The 22,873-nt window shown below is 72.9% G+C and carries 25 protein-coding genes; 14 read left to right on the top strand and 11 right to left on the bottom strand.

Features of this window, described 5'->3' with window-relative positions; all coding sequences use genetic code 11:
• Positions 1–292 precede the first annotated feature (292 nt).
• Positions 293–1,099 carry a site-2 protease family protein gene (locus tag ACZ4E1_RS01035; protein ID WP_467534607.1) on the top strand — a complete coding sequence of 269 codons (807 nt, stop codon included), beginning with the start codon at positions 293–295 and terminating at the stop codon, positions 1,097–1,099.
• Here ACZ4E1_RS01035 and ACZ4E1_RS01030 read toward each other — a convergent pair.
• Together ACZ4E1_RS01030 and npdG are read right to left on the bottom strand one after the other, a co-directional pair.
• Positions 1,083–1,277: a hypothetical protein gene (locus tag ACZ4E1_RS01030; protein WP_467534606.1), complete on the bottom strand. Its 195-nt coding sequence runs from the start codon at positions 1,275–1,277 to the stop codon at positions 1,083–1,085. The genes ACZ4E1_RS01035 and ACZ4E1_RS01030 overlap by 17 nt on opposite strands.
• A 114-nt stretch (positions 1,278–1,391) precedes the next feature.
• Positions 1,392–2,111 (bottom strand): NADPH-dependent F420 reductase, encoded by a 720-nt coding sequence (gene npdG, locus ACZ4E1_RS01025; protein WP_467534604.1) that lies wholly within the window; start codon positions 2,109–2,111, stop codon positions 1,392–1,394.
• Between the two features lie 143 nt (positions 2,112–2,254).
• On the opposite strand from npdG, the gene ACZ4E1_RS01020 reads away from it, so the two are divergent.
• Together ACZ4E1_RS01020 and ACZ4E1_RS01015 are read left to right on the top strand one after the other, a co-directional pair.
• Entirely contained in the window at positions 2,255–2,863 is a 609-nt protein-coding gene (locus tag ACZ4E1_RS01020) for a hypothetical protein (protein WP_467534603.1), read from the top strand.
• 89 nt (positions 2,864–2,952) lie between these two features.
• Positions 2,953–4,239, top strand: coding sequence for an MFS transporter (locus tag ACZ4E1_RS01015; RefSeq protein ID WP_467534601.1), 1,287 nt, complete (start codon positions 2,953–2,955; stop codon positions 4,237–4,239).
• A gap of 19 nt (positions 4,240–4,258) precedes the next feature.
• Here ACZ4E1_RS01015 and ACZ4E1_RS01010 read toward each other — a convergent pair whose 3' ends face one another.
• On the bottom strand, positions 4,259–4,501 hold the full coding sequence (locus ACZ4E1_RS01010) for a hypothetical protein (protein ID WP_467534600.1): 243 nt from the start codon (positions 4,499–4,501) through the stop codon (positions 4,259–4,261).
• Between the two features lie 78 nt (positions 4,502–4,579).
• Here ACZ4E1_RS01010 and map point away from each other — a divergent pair, with 78 nt between their 5' ends.
• Positions 4,580–5,446, top strand: coding sequence for a type I methionyl aminopeptidase (gene map, locus ACZ4E1_RS01005; RefSeq protein ID WP_467534598.1), 867 nt, complete (start codon positions 4,580–4,582; stop codon positions 5,444–5,446).
• Between the two features lie 148 nt (positions 5,447–5,594).
• A complete protein-coding gene (locus ACZ4E1_RS01000; protein ID WP_467534597.1) occupies positions 5,595–6,257 on the top strand; it encodes a biliverdin-producing heme oxygenase in 663 nt (220 codons plus the stop codon).
• A 54-nt stretch (positions 6,258–6,311) separates the two neighbouring features.
• On the opposite strand, the gene ACZ4E1_RS00995 is transcribed toward ACZ4E1_RS01000, so the two are convergent.
• The gene (locus tag ACZ4E1_RS00995) at positions 6,312–6,980 is read right to left on the bottom strand and encodes a PhzF family phenazine biosynthesis protein (protein ID WP_467535385.1); all 669 of its coding nucleotides are present in this window, start codon (positions 6,978–6,980) and stop codon (positions 6,312–6,314) included.
• 242 nt (positions 6,981–7,222) lie between these two features.
• On the opposite strand from ACZ4E1_RS00995, the gene efeO reads away from it, so the two are divergent.
• From efeO to ACZ4E1_RS00975, 4 genes are all read left to right on the top strand, one after another.
• Positions 7,223–8,383 (top strand): iron uptake system protein EfeO, encoded by a 1,161-nt coding sequence (gene efeO / locus ACZ4E1_RS00990; protein ID WP_467534596.1) that lies wholly within the window; start codon positions 7,223–7,225, stop codon positions 8,381–8,383.
• A gap of 35 nt (positions 8,384–8,418) precedes the next feature.
• Positions 8,419–9,705, top strand: coding sequence for an iron uptake transporter deferrochelatase/peroxidase subunit (gene efeB / locus ACZ4E1_RS00985; RefSeq protein ID WP_467534594.1), 1,287 nt, complete (start codon positions 8,419–8,421; stop codon positions 9,703–9,705).
• A 4-nt stretch (positions 9,706–9,709) separates the two neighbouring features.
• A complete protein-coding gene (gene efeU, locus ACZ4E1_RS00980) occupies positions 9,710–10,546 on the top strand; it encodes an iron uptake transporter permease EfeU (protein WP_399125835.1) in 837 nt (278 codons plus the stop codon).
• 82 nt (positions 10,547–10,628) lie between these two features.
• Positions 10,629–11,609: an SCO2278 family lipoprotein gene (locus tag ACZ4E1_RS00975; protein WP_467534592.1), complete on the top strand. Its 981-nt coding sequence runs from the start codon at positions 10,629–10,631 to the stop codon at positions 11,607–11,609.
• A 13-nt stretch (positions 11,610–11,622) separates the two neighbouring features.
• Here ACZ4E1_RS00975 and ACZ4E1_RS00970 read toward each other — a convergent pair whose 3' ends face one another.
• Both ACZ4E1_RS00970 and ACZ4E1_RS00965 read right to left on the bottom strand, forming a co-directional pair.
• Positions 11,623–12,348 carry a bifunctional DNA primase/polymerase gene (locus ACZ4E1_RS00970; RefSeq protein ID WP_467534591.1) on the bottom strand — a complete coding sequence of 242 codons (726 nt, stop codon included), beginning with the start codon at positions 12,346–12,348 and terminating at the stop codon, positions 11,623–11,625.
• A 128-nt stretch (positions 12,349–12,476) separates the two neighbouring features.
• A complete protein-coding gene (locus tag ACZ4E1_RS00965) occupies positions 12,477–13,148 on the bottom strand; it encodes a TetR/AcrR family transcriptional regulator (protein WP_467534590.1) in 672 nt (223 codons plus the stop codon).
• Positions 13,149–13,310: 162 nt separating this feature from the next.
• Between ACZ4E1_RS00965 and ACZ4E1_RS00960 the strand changes: the two genes are divergently transcribed.
• The gene (locus ACZ4E1_RS00960) at positions 13,311–13,496 is read left to right on the top strand and encodes a DUF6243 family protein (protein WP_399125839.1); all 186 of its coding nucleotides are present in this window, start codon (positions 13,311–13,313) and stop codon (positions 13,494–13,496) included.
• A gap of 25 nt (positions 13,497–13,521) precedes the next feature.
• Here ACZ4E1_RS00960 and ACZ4E1_RS00955 read toward each other — a convergent pair whose 3' ends face one another.
• The 3 genes from ACZ4E1_RS00955 to ACZ4E1_RS00945 are packed head-to-tail and all read right to left on the bottom strand — an operon-like array spanning position 13,522 to position 16,985.
• Complete coding sequence (locus tag ACZ4E1_RS00955; protein WP_467534589.1) at positions 13,522–14,532, bottom strand: small ribosomal subunit Rsm22 family protein; 1,011 nt, start codon at positions 14,530–14,532, stop codon at positions 13,522–13,524.
• A gap of 9 nt (positions 14,533–14,541) precedes the next feature.
• Positions 14,542–15,714, bottom strand: a complete 1,173-nt coding sequence (locus tag ACZ4E1_RS00950) for a serine hydrolase domain-containing protein (protein ID WP_467535384.1) — start codon at positions 15,712–15,714, stop codon at positions 14,542–14,544.
• Positions 15,678–16,985 (bottom strand): multidrug effflux MFS transporter, encoded by a 1,308-nt coding sequence (locus ACZ4E1_RS00945; protein WP_467534587.1) that lies wholly within the window; start codon positions 16,983–16,985, stop codon positions 15,678–15,680. Before ACZ4E1_RS00945 ends, ACZ4E1_RS00950 begins: the two co-directional genes overlap by 37 nt.
• Before the next feature lie 116 nt (positions 16,986–17,101).
• Between ACZ4E1_RS00945 and ACZ4E1_RS00940 the strand changes: the two genes are divergently transcribed.
• Entirely contained in the window at positions 17,102–18,100 is a 999-nt protein-coding gene (locus ACZ4E1_RS00940) for a Gfo/Idh/MocA family protein (RefSeq protein ID WP_467534586.1), read from the top strand.
• 95 nt (positions 18,101–18,195) lie between these two features.
• Here ACZ4E1_RS00940 and ACZ4E1_RS00935 read toward each other — a convergent pair whose 3' ends face one another.
• On the bottom strand, positions 18,196–19,839 hold the full coding sequence (locus ACZ4E1_RS00935) for an alkaline phosphatase D family protein (protein WP_467534584.1): 1,644 nt from the start codon (positions 19,837–19,839) through the stop codon (positions 18,196–18,198).
• 154 nt (positions 19,840–19,993) lie between these two features.
• On the opposite strand from ACZ4E1_RS00935, the gene ACZ4E1_RS00930 reads away from it, so the two are divergent.
• On the top strand, positions 19,994–20,761 hold the full coding sequence (locus ACZ4E1_RS00930; RefSeq protein WP_467534582.1) for an SDR family oxidoreductase: 768 nt from the start codon (positions 19,994–19,996) through the stop codon (positions 20,759–20,761).
• A gap of 198 nt (positions 20,762–20,959) precedes the next feature.
• Complete coding sequence (locus tag ACZ4E1_RS00925) at positions 20,960–21,799, top strand: PhzF family phenazine biosynthesis protein (protein ID WP_467534580.1); 840 nt, start codon at positions 20,960–20,962, stop codon at positions 21,797–21,799.
• Positions 21,800–21,856: 57 nt separating this feature from the next.
• On the opposite strand, the gene ACZ4E1_RS00920 is transcribed toward ACZ4E1_RS00925, so the two are convergent.
• Complete coding sequence (locus tag ACZ4E1_RS00920; RefSeq protein WP_467534579.1) at positions 21,857–22,180, bottom strand: nuclear transport factor 2 family protein; 324 nt, start codon at positions 22,178–22,180, stop codon at positions 21,857–21,859.
• A gap of 103 nt (positions 22,181–22,283) precedes the next feature.
• Between ACZ4E1_RS00920 and ACZ4E1_RS00915 the strand changes: the two genes are divergently transcribed.
• A complete protein-coding gene (locus tag ACZ4E1_RS00915; protein ID WP_467534577.1) occupies positions 22,284–22,850 on the top strand; it encodes a DoxX family protein in 567 nt (188 codons plus the stop codon).
• Positions 22,851–22,873: the final 23 nt, after the last annotated feature.

The following is a 22,873-nucleotide window of genomic DNA, read 5'->3' as shown; positions in this document are numbered from 1 at the left end:
TTCGGCGGCCTGTCGCCGTGGCGGGTTGCGGGTGCGTCGCCGCCTGCGGGCGGTGGGGCTTCTCGCGCAGTTCCCCGCGCCCCTGAAGGCACACTTCGTGCGCCCCAGGGGCACGAAGGTCGCGCCCCCGCGGCGGAGCCGCCGATCAATACAGCCCCGCGCCCCGCGGCGGAGCCGTTGGTTGGGAACTCCTTGGGTCGGGCGGGGCGTTTTTCGGGGGTGGCCGGGTACGTTCGGTCACGCCAGTGATCACCGGCGCCATCGAATCCGCGACACCCTGGAGTGCCCGTTCATGAAGTCCGCCTCCGCCCGGCGCGGCGACCATCGGATCAGCCCCGTGTTTCTCGGGATCGCCGCCGTCACGGCCGTGGCCGGCTGGGGGGTGTGGACGGACTTCGCGGCGGCGCCGGGTGTCGCGGTGTTCCTGTTCGTCACGGGCGCGTGGATCGTCTCGCTGTGCCTGCACGAGTACGCGCACGCCCGCACGGCCCTGCACAGCGGCGACCTGTCCGTCGGCGACAAGGGCTACCTCACGCTGAACCCGCTGAAGTACACCCATGCCCTGCTGAGCATCGTCCTCCCCGTGATCTTCGTGATCATGGGCGGTATCGGTCTGCCCGGCGGGGCGGTCTACATCGAGCGGGGCCGGATCCACGGGCGCTGGAAGCACAGCCTGATCTCGGCGGCGGGGCCGCTCACGAACGTGCTGTTCGCCGTCGTCTGCACCGCCCCGTTCTGGCTGAACGCGCTCGACGGGGTGCCGGACACCTTCCGGTACGCGCTCGGTTTCCTGGCGCTGCTCCAGGTGACCGCGGCGATCCTGAACTTCCTGCCGGTCCCGGGCCTCGACGGGTACGGGGTGATCGAGCCCTGGCTGTCGTACAAGATCCGGCGTCAGGTGGAGCCGTTCGCGCCGTTCGGGCTGCTCGCGGTCTTCGCGATCCTGTGGATCCCGTCGGTCAACGGGTGGTTCTTCGACGCGGTCGACGCCCTGCTGCGCGGCCTGGGCGTGACCGAGTGGGACACGTACTGGGGCCGGCGGTTCTACGAGTTCTGGCAGGGGACGCCGGAGATCCCGACCGTCACGCTGCCTCGGTAGCGCGCGCGGCGTCCTTCTCCATGCGGGCCTTGCGGACGTAGAACCACGTCATGTTCGACGTGATGCCGGCGATCAGGACCCACACGACACCCAGGAAGCTGCCCTGGACGAAGGAGACCACCGCGGCGGCGACGGCGAGGACGCAGAGCACGAGGGCGAAGAGTGCGATGCGGGGCATGGGGGTCGGCTCCAATACGGCACGTACGGCACGGCGGCGTTTCGCCGTTTCGCCGACCAGTGTCCCCCATGCCCCGCCCACGCCGGAACGCGCCCCGATTGCGTGGGCGTGTGGTTATACGTCCGTGACGCGCAGGCCCGCGTGGGCCTTGTAGCGGCGGTTCACCGAGATGAGGTTCGCGACCAGGGACTCGACCTGGTGCGCGTTACGGAGCCGGCCCGCGAACACGCCGCGCATGCCGGGGATGCGGGCGGCCAGCGCCTGCACGGTGTCCGTGTCCTCGCGGGACTCGCCGAGCACCATCACGTCCGTGTCGATCTCCTCGATCTCCGGGTCGGAGAGCAGGACGGCGGACAGGTGGTGGAAGGCGGCGGTGACCCGGGAGTCGGGGAGCAGGGCGGCGGCCTGTTCGGCGGCGCTGCCTTCTTCCGGCTTCAGGGCGTAGGCGCCCTTCTTGTCGAAGCCGAGCGGGTTGACGCAGTCGACGACGAGCTTGCCGGCGAGGTCCTCGCGCAGCGCCTCCAGGGTCGCGCCGTGGCCGTCCCAGGGGACGGCGACGATGACGATGTCGCTGCGGCGGGCGCACTCGGCGTTGTCGGCGCCCTCGATGCCGAGGCCGAGCTCGTCGGCGGCGGCCTGGGCGCGCTCGGCGGCGCGGGAGCCGAGGATCACCTTCTGTCCGGCGCGGGCGAACCGGTAGGCGAGACCCTTGCCCTGGGGTCCGGTGCCGCCGAGCACGCCGACGACGAGCCCGGACACGTCGGGCAGCTCCCACGGGTCCTTGGCGGGGGCCTTCGCGGGGGCGGCGGGCTGTGCGCTGTCACTGGTAGTCATGGGGCGACCTTACTCATGGGTAGTCATGGGGCGACCTTACTCATGCGTACGGTCCTGGTCAGCACGGTCGGTCGTGACTCGTACGGGCGGTCTTCGGGCGAACGGGCCGGACGGGGGCCGTGGTTCGGGCACCATGCGGGGCCATGGACGCCGTACGAGTAGCCCTGCTGCGCGAGGTCCTCGCCGGAACGGGGTGGCCCGCCGCCACCCGCCGCTTCGCCGGGGCGCTGCGCTCCTCGGTGTCCGCGCACGGGGGCGGGCTGCTGCTCGTCGGCACCGCGTCGTACGAGCCGTGGCATCTGGCGGCGCACCTGGTGGACGAGGCGGCGTGGTCCGGGACGCCGGAGCTGGCGCCCACGCTCGTCCGGCACGCGGCGCGGCCCGACGATCCGGCGCATCTGGCGGTCGGGCTCGGACGGCTGGAAGCGGCGCGGCGCGGGGAGACGCTGCTGGTGGTGACGCCGGACGAGGCGGGGGCAGGGCTCCTTGAGCGGGTGCACGACGCGCGGCGGGCGGGGGCCACGGTGCTGGCGCTCGACGCGGAGGGGTCGGGCGGGGAGCTGCGGGCGATGGCGCACGACGCGCTGACCGTGCCCGGCGACACGGACCTGGACCTCGACACGGTGCAGCATCTGGTGAGCGCGGCGGCCGGGGAGAACGCGGTGCCGGCGCCCCGCGCCCGCCGGGGTTTCCGCGACCGCCTCTCCCGCCTGGCCGACCACCTGACGGCCCCGCCCCCGGGCCGGTGGTGAGCGGGCCTCGCGGTAGGTGCCGAGCCTCGTCGCCGGGTGCGACGTAAATGCGTTGCCGACGCCGCGGGACGCGTCGAGCATGGGTGGTCGTGTCTGATCAACGCCCGCTTTCCGCGAAGCTGTCCGCTCTGCTGCCCGATCTGACGCCGTGGCGTTCCGTGCGGGACTTCCGGCTGCTGTGGGTGCAGGGGCTGGTGACGTACTTCGGCAGTTTCATGGCGATGGTCGCGCTGCCGTTGCAGATCAAGGAGCTGACGGACTCGCCGCTCGCGGTGGGCGCGATGGGCGCCGTGGAGCTGGTGCCGCTGGTGGTGTGCGGGCTGTACGGGGGCGCTCTCGCGGACGCGGTGGACCGGCGCCGGGTGATCCTGTGGACGGAGGCGGGGCTGGGCGGCCTGGCCCTGATCCTGTTCGTGAACGCGGCGCTGCCGAGCCCGCTGCTGTGGCCGCTGTATCTCGTCGCGGCCGGGGTCTCGGGCCTCGCGGGGCTCCAGCGCCCGGCGCTGGACTCGCTGCTCGCCCGGATCGTGCCGCACGACCAGCTCACCGCCGCCGCGGCGCTCAACGCGCTGCGCTGGAACGCGGGGGCGATCGCGGGCCCGGCCCTGGCAGGCGTGGTCGTCGCGTACGCGGGGCACGCCACCGCGTACGCCGTGACGGTCGTCGGGTTCGCCGTCTCGGTGGCGATGTGCGCGCGCCTCGCCCCGGCGCCGCCCGCGCACGACGCGGTCAAGCCGTCGCTGCGGGGCCTGGCGGAGGGTGCGGCCTACGCCTGGTCACGGCCGGTGCTGCTCGGTACGTACGCGGTGGACATGGCGGCGATGTTCTTCGCGTTCCCGAACACCGTGTTCCCGTTCCTCGCGGACGAGCTGGACGCGCCGTGGTCCCTCGGCCTGATGTACGCGGCCGGCGCGGTGGGCTCCCTGCTCTGCTCGCTGACCAGCGGCTGGACGTCCCGGGTGCGGCGGCACGGGCTGCTCGTGGTGGCCGGGGCGGCGGGCTGGGGGCTGGCGATCGCGGCGGCGGGGTGGTTCTCGAACGTGTGGCTGGTGCTGGTGTGCCTGGCCGCGGCCGGCGCGGGCGACATGGTGAGCGGCCTGGGCCGCTCCACCATCTGGAACCAGACGATCCCGGACGCCCTGCGCGGCCGCCTCGCCGGCATCGAGGTGCTGTCCTACAGCGTGGGCCCGCAGCTGGGCCAGCTGAGGGCGGGCGCGGCGGCCGGCTGGACGGGGACGCGGACGGCGATCTGGACGGGCGGCGCGGCCTGTGTCCTGTCCGTGGCGGCCCTCACCGCCGCGCTCCCGAGGCTCCTCACCTACGACGCCGACACCGACGAGGACGCCGTGCGGCGCCGCGACTCGGCCGCGGTCTGATCCGCACGAGAGGCCCTGGTCAGTCCTCGTCGTCCGGAGAGCCTGACGTGCCCGCGGACTTGTCGTGCCAGCGCGGGTCACCCTCCCATTCGAGGTTCCGCTCACGCGCCGTCTCCATCGCGTGCGACGCCTCCTCGCGGGTCGCGTACGGCCCGAACCGGTCCTTGGCGGGGCACTCGGGCCCCTCCTCGACCTTCTGGTGCTCCAGGCAGTAGTACCACTCACCCGGTTTACCGACGGTCCGCTTCTTGAACAGGGCCACGGCCGACTCCTCTCCTCAGGATCTCCTCAGGGCGCTCAGAGCCATGGTCCCCCACTGCCGCTCGTTACACTCGCTGGCATGTCAGTCCCGTCGCAGTCGTCGCTTCTCGTCCCCGGGGAACAGTCCCCGATCCGCTCCGTGCCGGGGAACATCCGGCGCCCCGAGTACGTGGGCAAGCCCGCGCCGACCCCGTACAAGGGTCCCGAGGTGCAGACGCCCGAGACCATCGAGGCGATGCGGATCGCGGGCCGGATCGCGGCGCAGGCGATGGAGGAGGCGGCCAAGGCGATCGCGCCGGGCGTCACCACGGACGAGCTGGACCGGATCGCGCACGCGTACATGTGCGACCACGGCGCCTACCCGTCGACGCTGGGCTACCGCGGCTTCCCCAAGTCGCTGTGCACGAGCGTCAACGAGGTCATCTGCCACGGCATCCCGGACTCGACGGTCCTGCGCGACGGCGACATCGTGAACCTGGACGTGACGGCGTACATCGGCGGCGTGCACGGCGACAACAACGCGACGTACCTGGTCGGCGACGTGGACGAGGAGTCGCGCCTGCTGGTCGAGCGCACCCGCGAGTCGCTGAACCGGGCGATCAAGGCCGTGAAGCCGGGCCGCCAGATCAACATCATCGGCCGGGTCATCGAGTCGTACGCCAAGCGCTTCGGCTACGGGGTGGTGCGGGACTTCACGGGGCACGGCATCAACTCGTCGTTCCACAGCGGGCTGATCGTCCCGCACTACGACTCCCCGCACGCGACGACGGTGATCCAGCCGGGCATGACGTTCACGATCGAGCCGATGCTGACGCTGGGCACGCACGACTACGACATGTGGGACGACGGGTGGACCGTCGTGACGAAGGACCGCAGGCGGACGGCTCAGTTCGAGCACACGCTGGTGGTCACGGACACGGGCGCGGAGATTCTGACCCTGCCGTAGTCCCCCGCCGCTGCCGTTTTGTGAGCCCGTCCCGGAGATCCGGGGCGGGCTCTTCTCGTGCCTGCTTCTTATGTTCGGCTGAACGGGGAAGGGGTAGGTTCTTTTACCGACACACTGTCGGGAAGATGAATCGGCTCGCGGAGGCCTCATGGACACCCCGTTCTCCACCCCGTTCTCCACCCTGATCCGCACGGCGTCGCACGAGCAGCACACGGAGGCGGAGACGTCGACGTTCATGGGTGACCTGCTCGGCGGGGCGCTCGGCGTGGAGGCGTACGCGCGGTACACGGAGCAGCTGTGGTTCGTGTACCGGGCGCTGGAGGCGGACGCGGAGCGGCTGGCGCGGGACGCGGTGGCGGGTCCGTTCATCCGGCCCGAGCTGCTGCGGGTGCCGGAGCTGGAGCGGGATCTGGCGCATCTGCGGGGCGCCGGATGGCGTTCCTCGGTGTCGGCGCTGCCGGCGACGCGGGAGTACGCGGCGCGGGTCGCGGAGTGCGCGGCGTCCTGGCCCGGCGGTTATGTGGCGCACCACTACACGCGCTACCTGGGCGATCTGTCGGGTGGGCAGATCATCCGGGACAAGGCGGAGCGGACGTGGGGCTTCGCGCGCAAGGGCGACGGTGTGCGCTTCTACGTGTTCGAGCAGGTCGGGAACCCGGCGGCGTTCAAGCGGGCCTATCGCGAGCTGCTCGACGGGATCGCGGTGGACGATCTGGAGAAGCAGCGGGTCGTCGCCGAGTGCAAGCGGGCGTTCGCCTTGAACACGGCCCTGTTCGCGGCACTGGGTGAGGAGTTCTCCTCGGCCGCGTGATCGTGCGGCGGCGCCTGGCTCACCGTCTCGGGGCTCCGCCCCGGACCCCGCTCCTCAATCGCCGGAGGGGCTTGAGCCGGTCAGCCTGACGCGGCCGCCCACCTCGATCCAGCCCTCGGGCTGGGGCGCCGTCAGGATCTGGGAGCCGGCGCCCTGGCGGATGTTCAGGGCGCGGCCCAGCCGGTCCGTGAGGAGCAGCGCGGCGGCGCCGGTGGCCTCGTCCTCGACGATGCCGTCGTCGCGGCCGGGGAAGCCCCGGGCGCGGACCCGTCCGGCGGCCTCGTCCTCCCAGGCCCAGGTGTAGATCCACTCCCCGCGGGGCGGCACGGGCAGCGCGTCGACCTCGGCGGCGGACCCGTACTGACGCAGGGTGCGCGGCGGGGCCCACTCGGCGCGGGCCTCGATCCAGCTGAACTCGCCGTCGAGGCGGGCGCCCACGACGCCCGCGGGCACGCTCAGCTCGGGCACGTCGAGGAGCCAGGCGGAGCCGACGCAGGGGTGGCCGGCGAAGGGCAGGCGCAGGGTCGGGGTGTAGATGTCGATGACGCCGCGCTCGGGGTCGTCGACGAACACGGTCTCGCTGAAGCCGAGCTTGCCCGCGAACGCCTGCCGCTCGGCGCGGCCGGGCAGCAGGGAGCCGTCGCGCACGACGCCGAGTTCGTTGCCGCGCCGGCCGTCGGGTCCGCAGAAGACGCGCAGCACGTCATAGGGCACGTCGTCCATGTTCTCCATGCGGTTCTCCACGTCCCGCAGTGAACCACGGTGTCCGGGCCACCAGCCGACTTGACCGTCTCTTGACCATTTCCTGGGTCGCTGGAGGGTCGGTCGTGTCCGGGTCGCTACCACCCGCTCCCACATGAGAGCTGAATCACGGGACAGAGGGGTAGAACTGAGGTAAGCCTCATATAAGTTAGGGCCGCCTTAGTCGTTAGCTGACGCACGACCCGTACTTACCTGGAGCCCGCATGCGAGCCGTCCGACTCACCGTCGCCACCGCCGTCGCCACGGTGGCGGCCCTGACCGCCGTCACGGGCTGCACCGAGAAGAGCGACTCCAAGGACAAGGGTTCGGACGCGATCAAGGTCACCGCGACCGACGACAGCTGCAAGGTCTCGACGACCTCGTTCCCCGCCGGCCACGTCAAGCTGGCGGTCGAGAACAAGGGCGCCAAGGTCACCGAGGTCTACGTCCTGTTCCCCGACGACCGGATCGTCACCGAGCGCGAGAACATCGCCCCCGGCACCAAGGCGACCATCACCGCGGAGATCAAGGCCGGCGCCTACGAGATCGCCTGCAAGCCCGGCATGACGGGCAAGGGCATCCGCCAGAAGGTCGAGGCGACCGGCGGCAAGGCCGCCGCCAAGCGCGACCCGCGCCTCGACAAGGCCGTCGCCGCGTACCGCACGTACACGCAGACGCAGGCCGACGAGACGCTGCCCAAGGTCAAGAAGTTCACGGACGCGATCCGTAAGGGCGACGTCGAGGGCGCCAAGAAGGCCTACGCCGACTCCCGCATCGGCTGGGAGCGCACCGAGCCGGTCGCCGAGTCCTTCGCGGACATCGACCCGAAGGTCGACGTCCGCGAGGACGGTCTGGCCGACGACCAGGACCCGAAGACGGACTGGACCGGCTGGCACCGCCTGGAGAAGTCGCTGTGGAAGAACGGCAAGATCGGCTCCCGTGAGAAGGAGCTGGCCACGCTGCTCGACAAGGACCTCAAGGACTGGCAGCAGCGCGTCGGCAAGGCCGTGATCACGCCGACCTCGATGGCGAACGGCGCCAAGGAGCTGCTCGACGAAGTCGCCACCGGCAAGGTCACCGGCGAGGAGGAGGCCTACTCGCACACCGACCTCGTCGACTTCAAGGCCAACGTCGAGGGCGCCGAGAAGGCGTACGACCTGCTCAAGCCGGTCGCCTCCGAGAACGACGCGGCGCTCACCAAGGAGCTCGACCGCCAGTTCGCCGCCGTGGACAAGCTGCTCGACCGGTACCGCAAGGACAAGAACTCCTACGACTTCACCTCCTACGACAAGGTCGGCGAGGCGGAGAAGAAGGAGCTGTCCGACGCGGTGAACGCGCTGGCGGAGCCGCTGTCCAAGCTGGCCGCGGCCGTCGTCGTCAAGTAACCGGCGAACGTACGAGAGACCTGAGGAGGCAGCCCATGACCGACACCGACACGGACCAGGTCAAGGACACGGGGACGGCATCGTCCCCCGCCCCGTCCCGGCGTTCGCTGCTCGCCGCCGGAGGGGCCGGGCTCGCGCTCGGCGCCGCCGCGGCGGGCGGGGCCGTCGCGCTGACCCGTACCGGGGCCGACGACCTGCAGCCGGCCGCCGACACGGGCGGCTCCGTGCCGTTCCACGGCGCGCACCAGGCGGGCATCGCGACCCCGGTCCAGGACCGGCTGCACTTCGCGGCGTTCGACGTGAAGACGGACGACCGCGAGGCGTTCGTCCAGCTGCTCAAGGACTGGACCGAGGCCGCCGCGCTGATGTGCGAGGGCCGTACGGTCGGCGACGGCGCGTACGGCGGGCTGCCGGAGGCGCCGCCGGACGACACGGGCGAGGCGCTCGGCCTCAAGCCGTCCCGGCTGACCCTGACGATCGGCTTCGGCCCCTCCTTCTTCGACAAGCACGGCAAGGCGTTCGGGATCGCGGACCGGCGGCCCGAGGCGCTCGTCGAGCTGCCGAAGTTCCCCGGCGACAACCTCGACAAGGCGCGCAGCGGCGGCGACCTGTGCGTGCAGGCCTGCGCCGACGACCCGCAGGTCGCGGTGCACGCCATCCGCAACCTGGCCCGGATCGGCTTCGGCAAGGTCGCCATCCGCTGGTCGCAGCTCGGCTTCGGCAAGACGTCCTCGACGACGCCGGACGCGCAGACCCCGCGCAACCTGTTCGGCTTCAAGGACGGCACCCGCAACATCGCGGGCACCGAGAAGGACCGCCTCGCCGAGCACGTGTGGGTCGGCGACTCGACGTGGATGAACGGCGGCTCGTACCTCGTGGCCCGCCGGATCCGGATGAACGTCGAGACCTGGGACCGCACGTCGCTGCAGGAGCAGGAGGACGTGTTCGGCCGCGACAAGCGCGAGGGCGCGCCCGTCGGCAAGGCGAAGGAGCACGACCAGCCGTTCCTGAAGGCGATGAAGCCGACCGCGCACGTGCGGCTCGCGCACCCGGACGCCAATCACGGGGCGACGATCCTGCGCCGCGGCTACTCGTTCACGGACGGCACCGACGGGCTCGGCCGGCTCGACGCGGGCCTGTTCTTCCTCGCGTACCAGAAGGACGTGCGCAAGGGGTTCATCCCGGTGCAGCGGAGTCTGGCGGCGGACGCGCTGAACGAGTACATCCAGCACGTCGGTTCGGCCGTGTTCGCCGTGCCGCCGGGGGTGCGGGACAAGAACGACTGGTGGGGCCGCGGCCTCTTCGAGCGCACGGAGGCGTGAGGGCATGTTCGCGAACTATCTGATCGGCCTGCGTGAAGGCCTCGAGGCGAGCCTGATCGTCTGCATCCTCATCGCCTACCTGGTGAAGACGGACCGCAAGGACGCCCTGAAGCCGGTGTGGCTCGGTGTCGGCGTGGCCGTGCTCGTGGCCTTCGGGTTCGGCGCGGCGCTGGAGTTCGGCTCGCAGGAGATGACGTTCAAGGCGCAGGAGGCGCTCGGCGGTTCGCTGTCGATCGTCGCCGTGGGCCTGGTGACGTGGATGGTGTTCTGGATGCGGCGCACCGCCCGGCACCTGAAGTCGGAGCTGCACGGCAAGCTGGACGCCGCCCTCCAGATGGGCACGGCGGCGCTGGTCGTGACGGCGTTCCTCGCGGTGGGCCGGGAGGGCCTGGAGACGTCCCTGTTCGTGTGGACGGCGGTGCACGCCACCAGCAACGGCACGTCGGAGCCGGTGATCGGCGCGCTGCTCGGCCTCGCCACGGCGGTCTTCCTGGGCTGGCTGTTCTACCGGGGCGCGCTGAAGATCAACCTGGCGAAGTTCTTCACGTGGACCGGCGGCATGCTGGTCGTCGTGGCGGCGGGCGTGCTCGCGTACGGCGTGCACGACCTCCAGGAGGCGGACTTCATCGGCGGTCTCAACAACCTGGCCTTCGACATCAGTTCGACGATCGCGCCCGACGGCTGGCTGGGCACGCTCCTGAAGGGCGTCTTCAACTTCCAGCCCGACCCGACCGTGCTCCAGGTCGCCGTGTGGTGCGCCTACTTGGTGCCGACGCTGGCGCTGTTCTTCGCCCCGCCCGGCCTGTTCTCGCGTCGTACGCGGCAGCGGGTCGAGGCCTGAGGCCCGAGGGCCCCGGCGGAACTACGGCCTGCCTCTTCCCGGTAGGGTTCGGCCCCGGGAAGGGGTAGGTGAGGTCAAGGTCATGAGCGAGGTCAGGAACAGGCGCGGGCGCCCGGCCGCGGCGGTCGTGGCGGCGGCCCTGCTGTCCCTCACGGCGAGCGGGTGCGTGACCGTGCACGGGGAGCTCGAGGTCGTCCCGACGACCACGAAGGCGGAGGCCGCGCGGGCTCTGGGCACCTTCGTGACCGCGTACAACAAGGCGGACCGGACGTACGACCGGTCGGCCGACGAGAAGTACGTGACCGGGCCGCTCGCCGCGATCGACACGGCCAAGCTGAAGGCGGGTCACGCGCTGCAGCCCGAGGGCAATCCGAAGCACGCCCCGCTGGAGCTGACCGACGCGAAGTTCACCGTGCCGAAGAAGGCGGGCTGGCCCCGCTGGTTCGTCGCGGACACGGACAGCAACCGCGGTACGGGCACCCGTTGGCTCCTCGTCTTCACCCGTGACGCGGAGAACCGTCCGTGGGCGGTGTCGTACCTGACGGTGTTCCAGGAGAGCCAGGTCCCCGCGTTCGACGTGGACGCGGACGGCTGGGGCGAGGCCGTGGACGCCGACGCGTCCGGTCTCGCGGTGCCGCCGCAGAAGCTGCCCGCGCGGTACACGGCGTACCTGAAGGACGGCGGCTCCGGGTTCGCGCCGGGCCCCTACACCTCGGTGTGGCGCGAGACCCGGAAGAAGAACGAGTCGCGGCCCGGGCTCGCGACCCAGTTCATCGACGAGCCGCTCACCTCGGGCGACTACGCCCCGGTCGCGCTGCGTACCAAGGACGGCGGGGCGCTCGTCTTCTTCACGACGCGGCGCTACGAGAAGCAGACCGCGTCCCAGGGCAGCGACCTGCCGGCGATCAACCCCAGCGTGAAGGCGCTGATGACGGGCGAGCCGAAGCAGTCGGCGACATACGGCTACGTGTCGAACCAGGCGGCCCTCACCCCGGCGGGCTCGTCCGGCGCGGTCCGAGTACTCGGCCGCGTCCAGGGCATCACGACGGCCGAGGGTTCCTGAGCGAGTACGGCGTCTACGGCCAGGCGCTGGTGTAGTCCGGCTCGTCGGCGCCCGTGTGGCGGGCGCAGGCGTCGGTGAGGGCTTCCAGGAGGGTGAGCGGGTCCGGCAGCGGGTGCTCCGGGCCGCGCAGCCAGGTCACCGCGCGCTCGCCGGGCAGGCGGGCCGGCGGGACCAGGACGTAGGAGCCGCGGCAGTGCCAGCGCAGGCCGGGGTGCTCGTCCATCGTCTCGGGGTGGCAGTCCAGCTCGCAGGGCCACCACTCGTCCTCGTCGGCCGGGGTGCCGCGGGTCGCCGTGAAGAACAGCATGCGGTCGCCGCCGGACTCGGCGACGGGCCCGACGTCGACACCGGTGGACAGCAGCCGCTCCAGCGCCTCCCGGCCGGCGGCCAGCGGGACGTCCAGGACGTCGTGGACCACGCCGGTCGCGGTGACGAAGTTGGCCTGCGGCTGGTGCCGGGCCCAGCGCTCGATCTGGCCGCGGTCCGTCGTGGACTGGGTCTGCCAGGCGAACGAGAGGGGGTGCCGGCCCGGCGTCGGACAGCCGATGCGGTTGCACGAACAGCGGTAGTCGGCGGGGTGCGCGGCCGGGGCCAGCGGGAGTCCGGCCGCGGCGGCGGCCAGCAGCAGCGCCTCGCGGTCGGGGTCGACGGGGGCTTCTCTGGGCACCCGGGAGGCCTTCAGCCACCGGGTGAACCGGCCCAGGCCGCCGTGTCCGCTGCCGTCGTGCACCGCGCCCATCTATCCCCTCACCATCGCCGTCGTGCCGAGTGACCGGATGAATCCCGGACCAACATGGTCCCACCATCCTGCGCCCCGGGTGGCCACAGTTCCCATCCGGGGTCCCCCGGGCCCGTGCGGACAGGCGTTCAGGGGGTGGCGGGGCGGGCCGCGATCCCGTACAGGGCGTACTCGACGAGGCGGTCCGTGTACGCGTGATCGAGCGGTCCCGTGCCCTGGAGCCAGCGCTGCGCGATCGGCGAGACGAACAGGTCGCGGGCGGTCTCGGCGTCGAGGTCGGCGCGGAGCTGGCCGGCCTCCACGGCGGCGCGCAGCCGGGCGGTGTAGAGGTCGAGGCCGGGCATGAGGAGGCGGCGGACGAAGCCCTCGGCGAACTCGCGGTCGGCGAGGCCCTCGGCGGCCAGGGCGCGGGCGGGGGCCTCGAAGCGGGGGTCCTGGAGTTCGTCGACGGTGGCGCGCAGGACGAGCTTGAGGTCGGCGGCGAGGTCTCCGGTGTCGGGCAGGCCCGAGCCGCCGACGGGGACGCCGGGGTGGTTCGCGGCGGCGGCGCGCGCGTTCTGCTCGTTGAGGTCGATGAAGGCCTCCATCAGGACCTCGGCCTTCGATCCCCACCAGCGGTAGATCGTCTGCTTGCCGACGCCGGCGCGGGCGGCGATGCCCTCGATGGTGGTGCGGGGGTAGCCGATCTCGCCGACGAGCCCGAGGGCGGCGTCGTAGATGGCGCGCCGGGAGCGTTCGCTGCGGCGGGCCGAGTCGGGGGCCGCCTTCTTGGCGGGGGTGCTGGCTGGCTTGGCTGACATGGGTCGAATGTAGCAGCGAAGCGAGGCGAGACGTACCGTCTCACAACCTTCCGGGCGACCCTCGAATCCTCTTGACAAGACGTTGCGTCTCGCCCAGAGTGGAGCAGGTTCCGATGACGAGACGATACGTCTCGCCTAGTTGGTCGATTAGTGGAGGACACCATGACCCGAGGTGGATCAGGCAACATGCTGGGCGTCGGCGGCACTCGCAGCAACCTCTCCCGCAAGGCGCTGCGCGGCGGTGGCCGCGGCGGCCGTACCGGCGGTGCGGGGGTCGACGCGGCCACACAGAAACGGGAGCTGCTCCGCAGGTTGCGGGATCAGCGGGGCGAGTCCGAGGCGCCGTGACGACCGTCGCCGGGTGACGCCGTGCTCAAGCCGAGGCCGGGGGCCAGGGGTCGCCCCACTCCGCGTCCCGGGCCTCGCGATAGAGCGCCCCGTGCTTCTTCGTCACCGTGACACGGTCGAGCCCGGGGACCGGCTCGCACAGGTCGAGGAGGACCTGGCCCTTGCGGATCTGGGGCTTGCGGACGATGCGGGACGCCCCCCGCTCCGGGTCGAAGCGGACGGCCGCCACGTACGCGAACTTCTCGTCCTCGTACGCCAGCGAACCCCCCTTGACCCGCCGGTGCAGGGAGGACCGGGCGACCCGCGCCGAGAAGTGGCACCAGTCCGTACCGGCCACGATCGGACAGGCCGCGCTGTGCGGGCACGGCGCCGCGACCTGGAAACCGGCCGCGATCAGCCGGTCGCGGGCCTCGATGACGCGGAGGTAGCCGTCCGGGGTGCCGGGCTCGATGACGACCACGGCCCCGCCGGAAGCGTCCGAGGCCCCGGCCGCCGCGTCGACGACCGCCGCGCGATCCGCCTCCGTCAGCTCCTTGAGGACGTAGGAGATGGTCACCAGGTCGGCGCCGGGGAGCGGATCGCCCGTACCGATGCGGCCGCGCTTCCAGGTGACCGAGGACTTCAGGCCGGCGTCGCGGGACGCGAGTTCGCGGCCGAGGGCGAGCGCGGGCTCGGACCAGTCGAGGACCGTCGTGGGGCGGGTGCCGGGCAGCACGTCGTGCGCGGCCCAGACCGCCGCGCCGGTCCCGCCGCCGATGTCGAGGTGGGAGCCGGGCAGCCAGTCGGCCGGGGCCGCGTCGCGCAGTGCCCCCAGCGCCGAGCGCACCGCCTCGAACGTGGCCGGCATCCGGTACGCCGCGTAGGCCGCGACGTCCGCCCGGTCCCGCAGGATCGGCGCGTCGGTCGGGGTGGTGCCCCGGTAGCTGGCGATGAGCCGGTCGACGGCGCGGGCCGCCTGCGTGGGCGGCAGGCCGTCGAGGAGACCGGCGAGGGCCGAGCGGAGGGTGTCGGCGGAGGACGGGATCGGGGCGTTCACCCGGGAATTTTAAGGGGCGCCGAGCGGGATCACCGCGCGGGCGAGACAGGTGGCCGCCACGGCGCGCGGCGCGCTGTCGGCGGGGCGGCGGCGCGGGTGGACGGTGTTGGCGAGCAGGACGAGGAAGGTGTCCGTGGCGGGGTCGACGACCAGCGACGTGCCGGTGAAGCCGGTGTGCCCGGCCGCGCCGTGCCCGGCGAGCTCGCCCATGAACCAGGGCTGGTCGACGGCGAAGCCGAGCCCGGGCGCGGCCAGCATCAGGTCGACGAAGTCGGGGCCGAGGATGCGCGCGGTGCCGTAGGAGCCGCCGCCGAGCAGGGTCCGGCACAGGATCGCCAGGTCGGGCGCGGTGGAGAAGAGGCCGGCGTGGCCCGCGACGCCGCCGAGCGCCCAGGCGTTCTCGTCGTGCACCTCGCCGCGCAGCATGCCGCGGTCGGCCTTGGCCCAGGGGCGGCCCTGGTCCTCGGTGGCGGCGGCGCCCGCCCGGGGCCCGAACGAGGTGGCGGTCATGCCGAGGGGCCGGGTGATGCCGTCGCGGATCAGCACGTCGAGCGGGCGGCCGGTGAGGCGCTCCAGGACGTGCTGGAGCAGCAGCATGTTCAGGTCGGAGTAGCGGTGTTCGCCGGGCTCCGACGAGGGTCGCTCCGCGCGCAGGACGGCGAGCCGGGCGGCCCGGTCCCGGGCTTCGTACAGCGGGAGTTCGGGGCGCAGGCCGGAGGTGTGGGTGAGGAGCTGGCGGACGGTGATGCCGTGCTCGGCGGCGGCCGTGAACTCGGGGACGTAGGCGCCGACCCGGGCGTCGATGCCGAGGGTGCCGCGCTCGATCTGCTGGACGGCGGCGATCGAGGTGAACAGCTTGGTGAGGGACGCCAGGTCGAAGGGGGTGTCGAGGGTCATGGGGACGCGGGCGGCGGGCGGCAGTTCCACACCCCGGTCGGTGCGCTCGTCGTAGGCGGAGTAGCGCACGGCCCAGCCGCAAGCGGCCTCGGCGGCGATCACCGGGCCGCGCCCGGCGAGCAGCACGGCGCCCGCGCACCAGGGCCGCTCCCCCTCGGGCAGCAGCCGTACGTCGCGTACGAGGTCGGCGAGGTGCACGGCGTCGAGCCCGGCCCGCTCGGGGGTGCCGCGGCGCAGTCTTGGCGTGCTCAGCTTTCCCGCACCTCCTCGGCGCGCTGCTGCCAGGGGCGGCACAGCGTGACGAAGGCGAGGGCGGCGGCGAGCCCGCAGCCGAGCTGGACGACGGCCATGGGCACCGCGGTGTGCTCCCCCGCGATGCCGACGAGCGGCGAGGCGACGGCCCCTATCAGGAAGGAGGAGGTGCCGAGGAGCGCGGAGGCGGAGCCGGCGGCGTGCGGGGTGCGCATGAGGGCGAGCGCGTTGGTGTTCGGGGTGGTCAGGGCCATGGAGGCCATGAGCGCGAAGAGCCCTGCGGAGACCGGTACGAGGCCGAGCCGCTCGGGGCTGCCGAGGACGCCGGTGGCGACGAGGAGCAGGAATCCGGCGGCGAGGACGATGAGGCCGATCCCGGTGCCGAGGACCTTGTCGAGGTCGACGCGGCCGACGAGCAGTTTGCCGTTGAGCTGGCCGACGGCGATCAGGCCGACCGAGTTCAGCCCGAAGAGCAGGCTGAAGGTCTGCGGCGAGGCGCCGTAGATCTCCTGGATGACGAACGGCGAGGCGCTGATGTAGGCGAACAGCGCGGCGAACGCGAAGCCGCCCGCGATCATGTACCCGGCGAAGACGCGGTCGGCGAGCAGGCCGCGCATGGTGCGCAGCGCCTCGCCCACTCCCCCGCCGTGCCGCCGCTCCGGCGCCAGCGTCTCGGGCAGGCACTTCCACACGAGTGCGGTGAGCGCGAGGCCGATCGCGGTGAGGACGACGAAGACGCCGCGCCAGTCGGTGACGCGCAGCACCTGGCCGCCGATGAGCGGGGCGACGATCGGGGCGACGCCGGAGATCAGCATCAGGGTGGAGAAGAAGCGGGCCATCGCGACGCCGTCGTAGAGGTCGCGGACGACGGCGCGGGCGATGACGATGCCGGCGGCGCCCGCGAGGCCCTGGAGCAGCCGGAAGGCGATGAGCAGGGCGGCGTTCGGCGCGAGGGCGCAGATCGCGGTCGCGGCCACGTAGACGAGCAGGCCGGCCAGGAGCGGTCCGCGGCGGCCCCACTTGTCGCTCATCGGGCCGACGACGAGCTGGCCGAGCGCCATGCCGGTGAGGCAGGCGGTCAGGGTGAGCTGGGCGGTGGCGGCGGAGGTGTGCAGGGCGCCGGTGACCTCGGGCAGCGCCGGGAGGTACATGTCCATCGACAGCGGCGGCACGGCGGTGAGTCCGCCGAGCACGAGGGTGACGAGGAGGCCGGTGCGGGCCGCCGCGCCGGGCGGCCCGGTCCGGGGTGGCGGTGGCGCTGTCCCGGTGCTCTCTGCCGTCCCGGTGCTCCCGCTCTCCGCCATCCCGAAGCTCCCCCGTTCCCGTCCTGGTGTCCGCCGACTCTCCCGGTCGTGCGTGCGATTACCTATGCTCTCAGCTCGGCGGAGTGGTCGGGACCGGGAACCGGGGTGGGGCTGGGATGGCTGGGGAACGCGTGCGCTGGGGGATCCTCGCGACGGGCGGCATCGCGCAGCAGTTCACGGCGGAGCTGCTGGATCTGCCGGACGCGGAGGTCGTGGCGGTCGCGTCACGCACCGAGGCCGGCGCGAAGACCTTCGCCGAACGCTTCGGGATCGACCGGGCGTACGGCGACTGGGCCGCGCTCGCCGCGGACGAGGACGTCGACGTGGTGTACGTGGCCACGCCGCACTCCGCGCACCGCGAGGCGGCCGGGCTCTGCCTGGAGGCGGGGCGCGCGGTGCTCTGCGAGAAGGCGTTCACCCTGAACGCGCGGGAGGCCGAGGAGCTCGTCGCGCTCGCCCGGTCGCGGGGGCTGTTCCTGATGGAGGCCATGTGGATGTACTGCCATCCGCTGATCCGGCGCCTGAAGGCCCTCGTCGACGACGGTGTGATCGGTGAAGTCCGCACGGTCCAGGCCGACTTCGGGCTCGCCGGTCCCTTCCCTCCCTCGCACCGACTGCGGGACCCCGCGCAGGGCGGGGGCGCGACCCTCGATCTCGGCGTGTATCCGGTGTCGTTCGCGCATCTGCTGCTCGGCGAGCCGGAGTCGGTGACGGCGCGGGCCCAGCTCTCCCCCGAGGGCGTCGACCTGCAGACCGGGATGCTGCTGTCCTGGTCCGGCGGGGCGCAGGCGCTGCTGCACTGCGCGGTCAACTCCGGTACGGGGGTGACGGCTTCGGTGACGGGTTCCGCGGGGCGGATCGACGTACCGGGCGGCTTCTTCTACCCGGACCGCTTCGTGCTGCACCGGGACGGGCGGGAACCGGAGGAGTTCGTGGCGGCGGCGGAGGACGGGCCGCGGGATTCGATGCGGCACGAGGCGGTCGAGGTCATGCGGTGTCTTCGGGGCGGGTCGGTCGAATCGCCGCTGGTTCCTCTGGACGGGTCGCTGGGGGTGATGCGCACGCTGGACGCTGTGCGCTCGGCGATCGGGGTGCGGTATCCGGGGGAGGCGTGATCGGTTGCGTCGCCGGGTGCGCGTGAGTGGGAACTGCGCGAGAAGCCCCACCGGGCCGCGGTCGGCGACGGACCACGACCCGGCAGACGCGACACCTACGCCGGGTGCAGGCCCGGATTTCCGACCGGCACGATGAAGGAGGCCGCGGTCGAGACCGGCGCCCCCGGGACGGTCACCGCCGAGACCACCTTGAAGTCGGCCCGAGCCTCCCGCTCGCCCAGGGCGACCGTCGCATACCCCCGCTGCCCCCCGTAGTGCTTCATGTGCGGGTTCCGCTCCAGATAGCCCGCCCAGTTCGCCGGCCGCGCCGCCCCGTCCTTCCCGCTCGTGATCGACGTGGTCACGATCTCCGTACCGACGGTCCGCGACCCGGCGTCGTTCGCGTCCCGGTGAATGTCCATCGCGTACGAGACATGCACGTCACCGGTGAGCACCATGAGGTTCTCGACGCGGGCCGCCTCCGCCCCGGCGAGGACCCGCTCGCGCGAGGCGGGGTAGCCGTCCCAGGAGTCCATGGAGAGCGTGGTGTTGCCGGCGGCGGGGTTGTTGCGGCGGGCGAAGGTGACCTGCTGGGGCACGATGTTCCACAGGGCGCGGGAGCGGCGCCAGCCGTCGGTGAGCCAGCGCTCCTGGGTGAGGCCCGGCAGGGTCTGGGAGGCGGCCTCGGACTCGGGCGTCGGGGACTTCCAGCCGTCTCCGTTGGCCTGGTCGGTGCGGTACTGGCGGGTGTCGAGGATGTCGAACTGGGCGAGCCGGCCCCAGTGCAGGCGCCGGTAGAGCCGCATGTCGGGGCCGTCGGGGCGCTGGGGGCGGCGCAGCGGCTGGTTCTCCCAGTAGGCGCGGTACGCGGAGGCGCGGCGCAGCAGGAACTCCTCGGGCGGCACGTTGTTCTCGGGGGTGTCGCCCGCGTAGTTGTTCTCGGTCTCGTGGTCGTCCCAGGTGACGACGAACGGGTGGGCGGCGTGCGCGGCCCGCAGGTCGGGGTCGGACTTGTAGAGGGCGTACCGCAGTCGGTAGTCCTCCAGCGTCATCGTCTCGCGGTTGAAGACGGCGGGCAGGACGCGGTCGGTGTACTTGCGGGCGCCGCCCGCGGAGTTCACGGCGTACTCGTAGAGGTAGTCGCCGAGGTGGAACACGACGTCGACGTCGTCCTGGGCGAGGTGACGGTACGCGGTGAAGTAGCCGTCGTGGTACGCCTGGCAGGAGACGGCGGCGAGGGTCAGCGCGGCGGTGCGGCTCGACGCGGCGGGGGCGGTGCGGGTGCGGCCGGTCTCGCTCGTCCAGTCGCCGGCGCGGAAGCGGTAGTAGTAGACGCGGCCGGGCGCGAGGTGCTCGATCTCGACGTGCACGGCGTGGTCGAACTCGGGGTGCGCGGTGGCGGTGCCGCGCCGCACGACCTGGCGGAACCGCTCGTCGTGGGCGAGTTCCCAGCGGACCTCGACGCGCTCGGCGGGCAGCCCGCCGCCGGGTTCGTACGGGGCGGGGGCGAGCCGGGTCCACAGGAGCACGGAGTCCGGGAGCGGGTCGCCGGACGCCACGCCGAGGGTGAACGGGTTGTCGGTGATGGCGCGGGCGTCGAGTTCGGCGGCGGCCGCGGCGCCGGCGGCCGGCAGGTTCACGGCGAAGGCGAGCGCGGCGGCGGCGCCGGTGACGGTGAGGAAGCGGCGGCGGCCCAAGTGGCGGGCCGCGGCGCGGAGTTCCCGGGTGTACTGCAGTGCGTGTGAGCCTTCGTACGACATGTGCCCTCCCCTGGCGGCCGGCCGGCGCCGGCGTCAAGGGAGATTGGAGTGGCCGGGGACTAAGCCGGGACGAAGCCGCACTGTCGCGGACACGACAGCCACATGTCGGATGGGTGATGTCCACGTGGCGGTACGCCCCGTACGCTGCGGCCCCATGAACGTTTCGCACCCCACCGCGCCGCGCACCGCCGTCGTCACCGGAGCCGGGTCCGGCATCGGCCGGGCCGTCGCCCTGGAACTGCTGCGCGGCGGCTGGCGGGTGGCCCTCGCGGGCCGGCGCGTGGAGACCCTGGAGGAGACGGCGGGGCTCGCGCCCGGCACCGAGTCCCTCGCGGTCCGCACCGACGTCTCGGACCCCGGCGCCGTGGCCGCGCTCTTCACCGCCGTGCGGGAGCGCTTCGGGCGGCTCGATCTGCTCTTCAACAACGCGGGGACCTTCGGGCCCGGCGGCGTACCGGTGGAGGACCTCGACTACGCCGCCTGGCGGCACGTCGTCGACACGAACCTCAACGGGGCGTTCCTGTGCGCGCAGGCGGCGTTCCGGCAGATGAAGGAGCAGGACCCGCAGGGCGGCCGGATCATCAACAACGGCTCCATCTCCGCGCACGCGCCCCGGCCGCACTCGGTCGCGTACACGACGACGAAGCACGCGCTGACGGGCCTGACGAAGTCCCTGTCCCTGGACGGCCGCCCGTACCGGATCGCCGTCGGCCAGATCGACATCGGCAACGCGGCGACGGACATGACCGAGCGCATGCAGAGCGGGATCCTGCAGGCGAACGGGACACTGGCCGCGGAGCCCGTGATGGACGTGACGGACGTCGCCCGCACGGTCCGCCACATGGCCGAACTCCCCCTCGACGCGAACATCCAGTCAGCCACGATCCTGGCCACGAACATGCCCTACGTCGGCCGCGGCTGACCCAACGCCTACCGGCGGGGGCGCGCCCCCTGGGATGGCGCACGAAGTGCGCATCCCAGGGGCGCGGGGAACTGCGCGAGAAGCCCCACCGCCCCGCACCCGGCGACGACTCCCGCAACCGCCAACGGCGCACCCCCAGGGGCCCCCGCTCCGAAAATCGCCGGAACCAACGCCCGGGTCCGAGAGAGAATGCGCGGCATGACAGACGTGCTGCGCTACACCGCCTTCGCCACCACCCCCGCCGGAGGCAACCCCGCCGGCGTCGTCCTCGACGCCACCGCGCTGAGCGACGACGACATGCTGAAGATCGCCGCCGACCTGAACTACAGCGAGTCCGCCTTCGTGACCCCGGCGGAAGCGGGCGCGGGCCACACCGTCCGCTACTTCAGCCCCCGCGCCGAGGTCCCGTTCTGCGGCCACGCGACGGTGGCCACGGCGGTCGCCCTCGCGGAGCGCCACGGCACCGGCGACTACCTCTTCCACACCCGGGCCGGCGAGGTCCCCGTGAGCGTCCACGAGGACGGCGGATCCCTGCGCGCCACCCTGACCAGCGTCGCCCCGCACACCGAGGACGTCGCCCCCGCCGATCTGACCGAGGCACTCGCCGCGCTCGACTGGCCGGCCGCCGACCTGGACCCGGCGCTCCCGCCCCGGATCGCCTACGCCGGCGCCCGCCACCTGATCCTCGCCGCGGCCACCCGCGAGCGGCTCGCCGACCTCGCCTACGACTTCGACCGGCTCGCGGCGCTGATGCACCGCCTGGACCTGACGACCGTACAACTCGTGTGGCGGGAAGCGGAGTTCACGTACCACGTACGGGACCCGTTCCCGGTGGGCGGAGTCGTCGAGGACCCGGCGACGGGCGCCGCCGCCGCCGCGTTCGGCGCGTACGCGCGCGAGCTCCGTCTGGTGCCGGACGAGGCCGTGCTGACCCTGCACCAGGGCGCGGACATGGGCCGCCCGGGCGAGCTCACGGTGACGCTGCGCGCGGGCGACCCCCGCGTCCGGGTGAGCGGAACGGCGGTCCCGATCCCCTGACCCCCGCCCCGCGGGGGACGCGGGGACGCGGGGACGCGGGGACGCGGGGACGCGGCCTCAGGCCTGACCGGTCTCGAACCGGGTGACCTTCCCGCCGTCGACGTCGAACCGCCACGCGGTCCGCATCTCGCCCCACGTGTCGTTGCGGTACCGGGCGACGAGACCGCGGCCGCCCGCGGTCTCCTTCTCGATCTCCATGTGGCCGTGGGAGTCGAAGATCTCGCGGGACGTCCAGTCCTCGAGATCCCGCTCGCTGCCGTCGTCGGCCATGGTCGCGCCGGGCGCGAGCGCGTCGCGGAAGGCGTCCCGGTCGTGGGAGTTGAGCGCCGTGACGAAGGCACGGACCGCGGGGTCGCTGAGCTTGGCTGTCTGGATGGGCATGGGCCCAGGCTGGCACCGGCCCCCGGGCCCCGCCACCCGGCCCGCCACCCGAACGGGCCCCGTACGCGTGGTGCGACGCCCTCCGCTGCCGGACGGTGGAGACATGACCTGCACACGATTCCGTACGTCCTGCGCCCCCCGTTCGAACCGCGTCGACCTGGGCCTGCTCGCGCTGCGCCTGGGCACCGGCGGGGTCCTCGCCGCGCACGGCGCCCAGAAGCTGCTCGGCTGGTTCGGCGGTGGTGGCCTGTCCGGCACGGCCGCCGCGATGGAGTCCATGGGCTACAGCCCGCCGAAGGCCAGCGCGCTCGCGGCCGGGCTCGGCGAGGCGGGCGGCGGCGCCCTGCTCGCCCTGGGCCTCGCGACTCCGGTGGCCGGCGCCGCCGCGGCCGGGACCATGGCGGGCGCCGCCGCGGTGCACGCGCCGAACGGGTTCTTCGCGATGGGCGGCGGCTACGAGTACCCCGCCTTCCTCGGCTTCGTCGCGGCGGGCCTCGCCGTGACCGGACCGGGCCGCTACTCCCTCGACCGCGCCTTCGCGGGCGTCCTCGACCGGCCCTGGATGGTGCCGGCGGCGCTCGTCGGGGCCGGGGCGGCGGCGCTCGCGGTGGTCGGCTCGCGCAACAAGCGGGTGGCCGAGCCGGCGGAGGGCGAGACCGGCGAGGAGTGACCCGCCCCGGCCCGCCTACCCTC

This window comes from Streptomyces sp. NPDC025806 (genome assembly GCF_055558275.1).
This window is presented reverse-complemented; position numbering and strand designations above follow the sequence as displayed.